8 protein-coding genes and 1 tRNA gene are annotated in these 9231 nt (G+C 70.2%); 2 read left to right on the top strand and 7 right to left on the bottom strand.

What is annotated here, in order from left to right; translation table 11 throughout:
• Window positions 1-55: 55 nt before the first annotated feature.
• The gene (locus tag ABR571_RS13950) at window positions 56-652 is read right to left on the bottom strand and encodes an ANTAR domain-containing response regulator (protein WP_409453809.1); all 597 of its coding nucleotides are present in this window, start codon (window positions 650-652) and stop codon (window positions 56-58) included.
• Window positions 653-757: 105 nt separating this feature from the next.
• Here ABR571_RS13950 and ABR571_RS13945 point away from each other — a divergent pair.
• Window positions 758-832, top strand: a tRNA-Leu gene (locus tag ABR571_RS13945).
• A gap of 90 nt (window positions 833-922) precedes the next feature.
• Window positions 923-2341: a pyridoxal-dependent decarboxylase gene (locus ABR571_RS13940; RefSeq protein WP_409453807.1), complete on the top strand. Its 1419-nt coding sequence runs from the start codon at window positions 923-925 to the stop codon at window positions 2339-2341.
• Here the strand turns inward: ABR571_RS13940 and tesB are convergent.
• The 6 genes from tesB to gltB all read right to left on the bottom strand — a co-directional run.
• Entirely contained in the window at window positions 2325-3215 is an 891-nt protein-coding gene (gene tesB, locus ABR571_RS13935; protein ID WP_409453806.1) for an acyl-CoA thioesterase II, read from the bottom strand. The two genes, ABR571_RS13940 and tesB, sit on opposite strands and share 17 nt — an antisense overlap.
• Window positions 3208-4635: a pyruvate kinase gene (pyk, locus tag ABR571_RS13930; protein WP_409453805.1), complete on the bottom strand. Its 1428-nt coding sequence runs from the start codon at window positions 4633-4635 to the stop codon at window positions 3208-3210. Before pyk ends, tesB begins: the two co-directional genes overlap by 8 nt.
• A 98-nt stretch (window positions 4636-4733) precedes the next feature.
• Entirely contained in the window at window positions 4734-5180 is a 447-nt protein-coding gene (locus tag ABR571_RS13925; protein ID WP_409453804.1) for a MarR family winged helix-turn-helix transcriptional regulator, read from the bottom strand.
• Between the two features lie 3 nt (window positions 5181-5183).
• A complete protein-coding gene (locus ABR571_RS13920; RefSeq protein ID WP_409453803.1) occupies window positions 5184-5798 on the bottom strand; it encodes a DJ-1/PfpI family protein in 615 nt (204 codons plus the stop codon).
• 12 nt (window positions 5799-5810) lie between these two features.
• On the bottom strand, window positions 5811-6506 hold the full coding sequence (locus tag ABR571_RS13915; protein ID WP_409453808.1) for an HAD family hydrolase: 696 nt from the start codon (window positions 6504-6506) through the stop codon (window positions 5811-5813).
• A partial coding sequence (gltB, locus tag ABR571_RS13910; protein ID WP_409453802.1) for a glutamate synthase large subunit occupies window positions 6493-9231 on the bottom strand: 2739 nt, incomplete at its 5' end. The genes gltB and ABR571_RS13915, both read right to left, overlap by 14 nt.

The raw sequence follows: 9231 nt of genomic DNA, 5'->3' as shown, positions 1-9231 counted from the left end.
CCCGAGTCCTGCGTCGTAATCAAATCTCAACCGGAGTTAACGCCGATATGTCCGTCTACTCGCCGGTACTTGGGGTATTCGGCGGCCCGGCCGATTCGCCGCTGAGCACGAGATCGGCCACCGCGCGCATCGAGGTTCGGTTGTCCATGGCCGCCCGCTGGATCCAGCGGAACGCCTCCGGCTCGCTGAGGCCGTGTTTGGTCATCAGCGCGCCCTTCGCGCGTTCTATGAGCTTGCGGGCCTCCAGGCGCTCCCGCAGCCCCGTCACCTCGGACTCCAGGGCGCGGATCTCGGCGAATCGGGACGTGGCCATCTCGATCGCAGGCAGGAGGTCGCGCTTCTGGAACGGCTTGACGAGGTAGGCCATCGCCCCCGCGTCCCGGGCCCGCTCGATGAGGTCGCGCTGGCTGAACGCGGTCAGCATGACCACCGGCGCGATGCGGGCCTCGGTGATCTGGGCCGCGGCGGCGATGCCGTCCATCTTCGGCATCTTGACGTCGCAGATTACGAGGTCGGGCTTCAGGTCCTTCGCGAGCGCGACCGCCTGCTCGCCGTCAGCCGCCTCACCGACGACGTCGAAGCCCTCTTCCTCGAGCATCTCGCGGAGGTCGAGGCGGATCAGCGCTTCGTCCTCGGCGATCAGGACCCGCATCGGGAGTGCCGGCGGAGTCGCAGCAGCGGCAGCCACGATGTCCTCTCAGTTCGACGCTGAACGAGCGCCAAGACTAGCCAAGTTACGATGACGAGCGCGTTACAGGCCCCCGTAGCCCAATTGGCAGCAGGCGATGGACTCAAAATCCATACAGTGTCGGTTCGAATCCGACCGGGGGTACCGCAGGATTCCGCCTACCCACCCTGGCATGGTTGATTTCCGGCCCGATCGGCAACCACACCAAGCGGGAAGGCGCAGTTGACTGGACACATGACGCCGGACGAGTTCCGCCGGCACGGGCACTCGGTGATCGACTGGATCGCCGACTACTACGAACGCATCGAGTCCTTCCCGGTGCTGTCGCCGGTCGCGCCGGGCGAGGTCCGGGCCGGGCTGGCGGCGCACCCGCCTGAGCAGGGCGAGCCGTTCGAAGCCGTCCTGCGCGACCTCGACTCGACGATCCTGCCCGGGATCACCCACTGGCAGCACCCGTCCTTCTTCGCCTACTTCCCGGCCAACGCCAGCGGCCCGGCCATCCTCGGCGACCTGCTGGCCTCGGGGCTGGGCGTGCAGGGCATGCTGTGGGCGACGTCGCCGGCGGCCACCGAACTCGAGACGCACGTTCTGGACTGGCTGGCCGAACTGCTCGACCTGCCCGACCGCTTCCGCTCATCGGACACATCCGACGGCATCGGCGGCGGGGTCATCCAGCACAGCGCGTCGGACGGGGTTCTCGTCGCGCTCCTCGCCGCCCTGCATCGGGTCAGCGCCGGGGTCAGCGAGCGCGAGGGGGTCGCCTCCCGCCGGTACGCCGTCTACACCTCCGAGCAGAGTCACTCGTCGGTCGAGAAGGCCTGCCGCATCGCCGGCCTCGGCTCCGCGGCGCTGCGCAAGCTCGACATCGACCCGGCCACGCTCGCAGCCCGGCCGTCGACGCTGCGCCGCCTGATCGAGCGGGACGTCGCCGATGGAGTAACGCCGGTGCTGGTCGTCGCCTCGATCGGGACGACGGGAACCGGCGCGATCGACCCCGTGCGTGAGTTCGGCGAGATCGCCGCCGAGCACGGAGCCTGGCTGCACGTGGACGGGGCGTGGGCCGGCGTCGCCGCGGTGGCGCCGGAGTTCCGCTGGATCGCGGACGGGCTCGAGCTGGCCGACTCGTACGCGACCAACCCGCACAAGTGGCTGCTCACCAACTTCGACTGCGACGCGTTCTGGGTCGCCGACCGGGCCGCGCTGATCGGGGCCCTGTCGATCCTGCCCGAGTACCTGCGCAACGCGGCCAGCGAATCCGGCGCCGTGATCGACTACCGCGACTGGCACGTCCCGCTCGGCCGGCGCTTCCGCGCCTTGAAGCTGTGGGCGGTGATCAGATGGTACGGGGCGGAGGGTCTGCGCGCCCACGTCCGCACCTGCGTCGGGCTGGCCCAGGAGCTGGCCGAGTGGGTCGCCGCGGACGAGCGCTTCGAGCTGGTGGCCCCGCACCATCTGGCGCTCGTCACCTTCCGGCTGCGGGCCGGCGACGACGAGACGCTCGCCCTGATGCAGCGGGTCAACGCGTCCGGCGAGCTGTATCTGACGCATACGGTGGTCGACGGCCGGGCCGCGCTGCGGATGGCGATCGGCTCGCCGCTCACCGAGCGCCGGCACGTCGAGGCGGCGTGGGCCGCGCTCAGTCGCGACGCTTGATGCGGATCATGCCTTCCTGCACGACGCTGCAGACCTGGACGCCGTCGGGCGTGTAGAAGCGCCCGGTCGCGAGGCCGCGGCCACCCGACGCGGACGGCGAGCGGGTCGAGTACAGCAGCCATTCGTCGGCCCGGAAGGGCCGCTCGAACCACATGGCGTGGTCGAGCGAGGCCATCGAGATGTCGTCGATCCCCGGCGCCAGCCCGTGGCGGACGAGCACGGAATCGAGCAGCGTCATGTCCGAGGCGTAGGTGAGCACGCAGACGTGCAGCAACGGATCGTCGGGCAGCATCCCGTCGGCCTTCATCCAGACGCGGCTCAATCCCTCGCGCGGGCCGGCGGCATGCTGTCGCCAGGGCGGTTCGTCGACGTAGCGCAGGTCGATCGGCCGCGGCATGGCCTTGTAGAACGCGGCCGCCTCCGGGGAGTCGCCGTACAGGTTGTCGATCGTCGGGAGCGATTCCGGATCGGGGACGTCGGGCATCGGCGCCTGGTGCTCGACGCCGTCCTGCTCGAGTTGGAAGGACGCCGACAGCGAGAAGATCGTCGCGCCGTGCTGCACGGCGATGACCCGGCGGGTGGAGAACGACCGGCCATCGCGCACCCGGTCCACCTCGTAGACGATCGGGATCGTCGGGTCACCCGGACGCACGAAGTAGGAGTGCAGCGAGTGCACCCGCCGGTCGTCCGGCACGGTGCGGCCGGCGGCGACGAGGGCCTGGCCCGCGACCTGGCCGCCGAAGACCCGCTGCCAGCGCGACTTCGGGCTCACACCGCGGAAGATGTCCTCTTCGATGCGCTCGAGATCCAACAGCGCGACGAGACCGTCGACCGCCTCCTGACCGGACCGTGCTTCAGCGTCCGGTTCACCCATGGCGAAGGACGTCTCCGATGTGGTGGACGCGGATCGTGTTGGTCGCGCCCGGCGTCGACGGCGGGGTGCCGGCGACGACGATCACGAGGTCGTGGGGATGGCACACACCCCGGTTGAGCAGGGCGGAGTCGACCTGGCGGACCATGTCGTCGGTCGTTTGCACCGTCCACACCAGATGCGCCTCGGCGCCCCACAGCAGCGCCATCTGCCGCTGCACCGACTCGATCGGGGTGAAGACGAGCAGGCGCTGTTTCGGCTGCAGCCGCGAGAGGCGCCGAGCGGTGTCGCCGGTCTGGGTGAAAGCCACGAGCGCGACCGCGCCGAGGGAGTCGCCGATGTCCTTCGCCGCCTTGACGATGGCACCGCCGGACGTGCGCGGGTTGTGCTGCAGCCCCGACACGTTGGTGCCACTCGCCTCGACCGAACGGATGATGCGGTCCATCGTCGCGACAGCCTGCACGGGGTACTTGCCGACGCTCGTCTCCCCCGACAGCATCACCGCGTCGGTTCCGTCGATCACCGCGTTGGCCACGTCGGACGCCTCGGCGCGGGTGGGGCGCGAGTGCGTGATCATCGACTCGAGCATCTGGGTGGCGACGATGACCGGCTTCGCGTTGTCCCGGCAGATCTGGACGGCGCGCTTCTGCACCATCGGCACCTGCTCGAGCGGCATCTCGACGCCCAGGTCGCCGCGGGCGACCATCATGCCGTCGAAGGCGCGGACGATGTCTTCCAGCCGCTCGACCGCCTCGGGCTTCTCCAGCTTGGCGATGACCGGCACTCGGATGCCGACCTCGTCCATGACCCGGTGCACGAGCTTGACGTCCTCGGGATTGCGCACGAAGGAGAGCGCGACGAAGTCGACGCCTAGCCGCAACGCGAACTCGAGGTCGTCGGCGTCCTTGTCCGACATCGCCGGGACGCTGACCTCGACGCCCGGCAGCGAAAGGCCCTTGTTGTTGCTGACCGTCCCGCCCTCGGTGACGTCGCAGACGACGTCGGTGCCGTTCTCGATGTCGACGGCGATGAGCGCGACGTTGCCGTCGTCGATCAGCAGGCGGTCCCCGGGCCGGACGTCGTCGGCCAGGTTCTTGTAGGTCGTCGACACCCGGTCGTGGTTGCCGAGGCAGTCCTCGACCGTGATCCGGACGCGGTCACCCGTGGCCCACACGACCGGTCCGTCCTCGAAGATTCCGAGGCGGATCTTGGGACCCTGCAGGTCGGCGAGGACGGCGACGTTGCGACCGGCCGCGGCCGCAGCCTGCCGGACCTCGTGGAACCGGCGGCCGTGCTCGGCGTGCGCGCCGTGGCTGAAGTTCAGCCGGGCGACGTCCATGCCCGCTTCGACGAGCGCGCGCGCCCGCTCCGGAGTGTCCGTGGCCGGTCCCAGCGTACAAACGATCTTGGCGTGCCTGTTCACGCCCGAACCTCGCTTCGCGCGTTCGGGCGGCGGAGCCCTGTGACATTGGTTCGCTGGCCAGCTTCACTCACGCGTCAACCCTAGGGGTTACTTGCGCGTCAACGTCGCCCGCTCAGTGAATCGACGGCTTCGGAGACGGCCTGCATGGCCGACAGCGCCTCGGCGAGCCGGGCCGGGCCGACTTCGGCCACCAGAGCTCTGGCCGCCCGGCGGTGCGCGGGGCTGATGCGGTCGACGGCCGCGCGTCCCGCATCGGTCGGCGCCAGCAGCTTGGCCCGGCGGTGCGCCGGGTTGTCGCGGTACTCGGCCAGCCCATCGTCCACCAGCAGATCGGCGATGCGCTGCACGCTCTGCCGGGTGATGCCCATCGCGCGGGCGATTCCAGCCACGGCCAGCGGCTCGGCGAGCACGGCCCCGAGCACCTGCCACCGGGCCGCCGTGAGCCCGACCGGGCGGGCCAGCTCCTCGGCCAGCGCCAGGAACTGGCCGTTGAGCCGGAACGAGGTGATCGCGACCCCGGCGAGCAGTTCCTGTTCCTCGTTCACCCGTCAGACCGCCATCAACTCGAAGAAGCCGGCCGGATCACGGTTGCCGTAGAGCTTGAACCAGGATTCGGCCACGGACGGCTCGTAGATGCCGAGGACGTCGAAGATCGCCTTGGCGAAGTGGACGGGAGCCACCCCGCTGCCGGTGACGAGGGCGCCGTCGATGACGACCGGCTCGTCGTCGAACAGCCGGCCGCCCGCGTACCCGCTCATCGCCAGGTACTCCGCGGCGTTGCTCGTGTGCCGGCGATCGTCGAGCAGGCCCTCGAGCGCCAGGCCGAAGGTCGCGCCGCAGATCGCCGCGACGGGTACGTCGGCTTCGAGGAACCGGCGGGCGGTCGCGCGGAACGGCGCCATGGCGTCCTCGGCCCAGGTGTCGCCGCCGGCGAGGATGAGCATTGCGCTGTCCTGAGGCCGCACCGCGTCGAGCACGACGTCCGGCAGTATGCGCAGCCCGCCCATCGTGGTGATCGGATCGGGAGTCAGTCCGGCCGTGACGATCTTGAACCGGCCCGGGTCCCATTGCCACGAAGGTCGGGTGATGTGAGCGGTCGCGTAGCCGAGCTCCCAGTCGGCCATCGTGTCGAACACGGCGACGTGCACTGGTGAAGGAATCATGACAGTAATCTGTCAATCAGACAGAATGCTGTCAACTGCCTTCAGTAGCGAATCCGGTGGTCGCGCGGCGTCGGATGGGACGAGCACGAACCGGCAGCCGATCGCGACGGCGGCCCCGTCGGCGTCCGGGTTGTCGCCGACCATCAAGGCGTCGGTGGGCGTGACGCCGAGCGCCTGGCACGCCAGCTCGAAGATCCGCGGATCCGGTTTGATCACGCCCCGCTCGTAGGACAGCACCAGCGTGTCGAAGAGCTCGGCGACCCCCCAGCGGGCGAAGACCGGGCGAGGGTCCCAGCCGATGTTCGACACGACGGCTGTCGGGACACCGGCCGCGCGCAGGCGGCGCAGCACCTGGACCGTGTCCGGGTAGGGCGCCCAGGCCGCCGGCGAGACCCCGCGCTCGTAGAGCAGCCGCGCCTGCCGGTCGGTCAACCCGGCGTGCCGCGCCGACCCGGAGTACGCGGCCCGGTGGGCGGCGACGGACAGATCGCGGTCGGTCCACACCTGCACGAGGTGCTCGGGCAGGTCGGCCGGCTGACCGCTTCCGTTGATGGCCCCGAGCCGCTCCAGCTCAGGCGCATGCCCCGTCAGCTCGGCGCCCAGCGCGGCCCGCACCGCAGCTTCGGCCCTCTCGATGTGGAACAGCGTCCCCGAGAAGTCGAAGAGGACGGCTTGCCGGGCCGGCCGGTGTGCGTCAGACGAGGGCAGCAGCCATCACCGCTTGATCGACGTCCTCGCCCGCTGCTGTCGCCCGCTCTGTCGCCTCGAGAACCCGCCGGAAGTCGCGCGCGACGATCGCGCTGAACCGCCCGCGCGCGGTCGACCAGTCGGCCAGCAGCGCCGCGGCGACGGTCGAGCCGGTAGCGCCGACATGCGCCTTCAGCACGTTGCGGAGCCGGTCGGCGTCGGTGTCGGACAGCTCCTCGACGTCGACGAGCTCCCGGTTCACTCGGCCGCCGTCCAGGTCGAGGACGTAGGCGTGCCCGCCCGACATGCCCGCACCGAGGTTGCGGCCGGTCGGCCCGAGGATCACCGCCACTCCCCCGGTCATGTACTCGAGCGCGTGGTCGCCCACCCCCTCGGCCACGACGGTCGCTCCCGAGTTGCGCACGCAGAACCGTTCGCCGACCACGCCCCGGAGGTAGATCTCGCCGCCTGTCGCGCCGTAGGCGATGACGTTGCCGGCGATGACGTTGTCCTCGGCCCGGAACGGCGCGGCCTCGTCCGGACGGACCGAGATGATGCCGCCGGACAGTCCCTTTCCCGCGTAGTCGTTGGTGTCGCCGATCAGCCGCAGCGTGATGCCGCGCGGCAGGAACGCGCCGAAGGACTGGCCCCCTGAACCGCGGAAGGTGATGTCGATCGTGTTCGGGGGCAGGCCGTCGGCGCCGTAGCGCCGGGTGACCATCGAGCCGAGCATCGTGCCGACCGTGCGGTTGACGTTGCGGACCTTCATCTCGAGGTTGACCGGCGCGCCGTCGAGCAGGGCGCCCTCACACAATTCGATGAGCGTCTGGTCGAGCGCGACGTCGAGCGCGTGGTCCTGCTCGCGGGAGCGGACGAGGGTCTGCTCGTAGGGGTTGGCCGGGGGGCTCAACATCGGCGTGAGGTCCAGCCCGTCGGCCTTCCAGTGTTCGATCGCTTCGGCGGTGTCGAGCATTTCGACGTGCCCGATCGCCTCTTCGAGCGACCGGAAGCCGAGCGACGCGAGCAGCTCGCGGACCTCCTCGGCGATGTACTCGAAGAAGGTCTCGACGAACTCCGGTTTGCCGGTGTACCGCTCGCGCAGCACCGGGTTCTGCGTGGCCACGCCCACCGGACAGGTGTCGAGGTGGCAGACCCGCATCATGATGCAGCCGGACACGACGAGCGGCGCGGTCGCGAAACCGTACTCCTCGGCGCCGAGCAGGGCGGCCACCACGACGTCGCGGCCGGTCTTCATCGCCCCGTCCACCTGCACGGTGATCCGGTCGCGCAGGCCGTTCAGCAACAGCGTCTGCTGCGTCTCGGCCAACCCCAGCTCCCACGGCAGGCCGGCGTGCTTGAGCGAGGTCAGCGGCGCCGCGCCCGTGCCGCCGTCGTGGCCGGAGATGAGCACGACGTCGGCGTGGGCCTTGGAGACGCCGGCCGCCACGGTGCCGACACCGGCCTCGGACACCAGCTTGACGTGCACGCGCGCCTGGTCGTTGGCGTTCTTCAGGTCGTGGATCAGTTGCGCGAGGTCCTCGATCGAGTAGATGTCGTGGTGCGGCGGCGGCGAGATCAGCCCGACGCCCGGCGTCGAGTGCCGCGTCCGCGCGATCCACGGATACACCTTGAACCCGGGCAGCTGGCCGCCTTCACCGGGCTTCGCCCCTTGGGCCACCTTGATCTGGATGTCGTCAGCGTTGACGAGGTAGTGGCTGGTCACGCCGAACCGGCCGGACGCCACCTGCTTGACCTTGGAGCGGCGCAGGTCGCCGTTCTCGTCGGGTTGGAAGCGACGCGCGTCCTCGCCGCCCTCGCCGCAGTTCGACCGGCCGCCGATTCGGTTCATCGCGATCGCGAGCGTCTCGTGCGCCTCGGCTGAGATCGACCCGTACGACATCGCACCGGTCGCGAAGCGGCGGACGATCGACGACACCGGTTCGACCTCGTCGAGCGGGACCGGCTCTCGCTCGCCGGCCTTGAAGTCGAACAGTCCGCGCAGCGTTCCGCCCTGGCGATTGAGTTCCTGCACCTTGGCCGTGTACTCGCGGAACACGTCGGACCGCCGCGACCGGGTGGCGTGCTGCAGCAGGAACACCGTCTCGGGGTTGAACAGGTGCAGCTCGCCCTCGCGCCGCCACTGGTACTCGCCGCCGACCTCGAGGCGGCGGTGGGCCCGTGAGGTGGCGACGAGCGGGTAGGCCGCCGTGTGCCGGGCCGCCACCTCTTCGGCGAGGGTGGCCAGGCCGACGCCGCCGAGCCGCGACGGTGTCCCGCCGAAGAATTCGTCGACCAACGACTGGGCCAGCCCGAACGCCTCGAAGACCTGGGCGCCGGTGTAGGACTGGATAGTTGAGATGCCCATCTTGGACATCACCTTGAGCACGCCCTTGCTGAGCGCCTTGACGTAGTTCGCGATGGCCTTGTCCGAGCGGACGCCGACGATGGCGCCGCTGGCGACGAGGTCGTCGATCGACTCGAAGGCCAGGTACGGGTTGACCGCGGCGGCGCCGTACCCGATGAGCAACGCGACGTGGTGCACCTCGCGCGCCTCGCCGGTCTCGACGATCAGGCCGACCTGGGAGCGCTGGCCGGTGCGCACCAGGTGCTGGTGGACCGCGGACGTCAGCAACAGCGACGGGATGGGCGCGTGGTCGGGATCGCAGTCGCGGTCGGACAGGATGAGGATGCGGGCGCCGGCCTCGACCGCGGCCGAGCACTCGCGCCGCACCCGCTCCAGGGCCGC

It is taken from the genome of Jatrophihabitans sp. (assembly GCF_046262535.1).
Lineage (GTDB): Bacteria > Actinomycetota > Actinomycetes > Mycobacteriales > Jatrophihabitantaceae > Jatrophihabitans.
Note: the sequence above shows the minus strand (reverse complement) of the source record. Positions and strands in the feature narration are given on the sequence as shown.

Coding starts and splice junctions, on each gene's coding strand:
- ABR571_RS13920 (WP_409453803.1), bottom strand. CDS start 5,798: ATGATTCCTTCACCAGTGCACGTCGCCGTGTTCGACACGATGGCCGAC.
- ABR571_RS13950 (WP_409453809.1), bottom strand. CDS start 652: ATGCGGGTCCTGATCGCCGAGGACGAAGCGCTGATCCGCCTCGACCTC.
- ABR571_RS13940 (WP_409453807.1), top strand. CDS start 923: ATGACGCCGGACGAGTTCCGCCGGCACGGGCACTCGGTGATCGACTGG.
- tesB (WP_409453806.1), bottom strand. CDS start 3,215: ATGGGTGAACCGGACGCTGAAGCACGGTCCGGTCAGGAGGCGGTCGAC.